Below are 1,520 nucleotides of genomic sequence, written 5' to 3' on the forward strand. Positions count from 1 at the left end.
CTGGACCGGGTGATCATCCGTTTCGCGGGTGACTCGGGTGATGGTATGCAGTTGACGGGTGACCGGTTCACGTCGGAGACGGCGTCGTTCGGGAACGATCTGTCGACGCTGCCGAACTTCCCGGCCGAGATCCGGGCGCCCGCGGGCACGTTGCCGGGTGTGTCGTCGTTCCAGCTGCATTTCGCGGACCACGACATCCTGACCCCGGGCGACGCACCGAATGTGCTGGTCGCGATGAATCCCGCCGCGCTGAAGGCGAATATCGCCGATGTGCCACGCGGCGCGGACATCATCGTGAACACCGACGAATTCACGAAACGCCCCATGGCGAAAGTCGGCTACACCCAGTCCCCTTTGGACGACGGGTCGCTGGAGGCATTCAACGTCCATCCGGTACCGCTGACGACACTCACGATCGAGGCGTTGAAGGAGTTCGGGCTTTCCCGTAAGGAGGCCGAACGCTCGAAGAACATGTTCGCGCTCGGCCTGCTGTCCTGGATGTACAACCGTCCGACCGAGGGGACGGAAACATTCCTCCGGTCGAAGTTCGCGAAGAAACCCGCCATCGCGGAAGCGAACGTGGCGGCGTTCAGGGCGGGCTGGAATTTCGGCGAGACGACGGAAGACTTCGCCGTCTCCTATGAGGTCGCTCCGGCGTCGCAGGCGTTCCCGACGGGCACCTACCGCAACATCTCGGGGAATCTGGCCCTGTCCTACGGGCTGATCGCGGCGGGCCGGCTGGCGGACCTGCCGGTGTATCTGGGTTCCTATCCGATCACTCCGGCATCGGACATCCTGCACGAACTGAGCAAGCACAAGAACTTCGGTGTGCGCACGTTCCAGGCGGAGGACGAGATCGCGGGGATCGGCGCCGCGCTGGGCGCGGCGTTCGGCGGTTCGCTGGGTGTGACGACGACGTCGGGGCCCGGGGTTGCCCTGAAGTCGGAGACGATCGGTCTGGCGGTGTCGTTGGAGCTGCCGTTGCTGATCATCGATATCCAGCGGGGTGGTCCTTCGACGGGGCTGCCGACGAAGACGGAGCAGGCGGACCTGCTTCAGGCCATGTACGGGCGTAACGGTGAGGCTCCGGTGCCGGTCGTGGCGCCGAAGACGCCGGCGGACTGCTTCGAGGCGGCTCTGGACGCGGCACGGATCGCCCTCACCTACCGCACTCCGGTGTTCCTGCTCTCGGACGGATATCTGGCCAACGGTTCCGAGCCGTGGCGGATCCCGGAGGTCGACCAGCTGCCCGACCTGCGGGTCCAGTTCGCGACCGGCCCCAACCATGAACTCGCCGACGGCACCGAAGTGTTCTGGCCCTACAAACGCGACCCCAAGACCCTGGCCCGCCCCTGGGCCGTGCCGGGCACGCCGGGCCTTGAGCACCGGATCGGCGGGATCGAGAAGCAGGACGGCACCGGGAACATCTCCTACGACCCGGCCAACCACGACTTCATGGTCCGCACCCGCCAGGCCAAGATCGACAACATCACCGTCCCGGACGTCGAGGTCGACGACCC

General features: G+C 66.0%; 1 protein-coding gene. It reads left to right on the top strand.

Annotated features, from left to right (window positions below; translation table 11 throughout):
- The coding region (locus AB0C75_RS35845; RefSeq protein ID WP_362896727.1) for a 2-oxoacid:acceptor oxidoreductase subunit alpha at nucleotides 1-1,520 on the top strand (1,520 nt) is incomplete at both ends.

The sequence above is a fragment of the Streptomyces sp. NPDC048565 genome, from assembly GCF_040650935.1.
GTDB lineage: Bacteria > Actinomycetota > Actinomycetes > Streptomycetales > Streptomycetaceae > Streptomyces.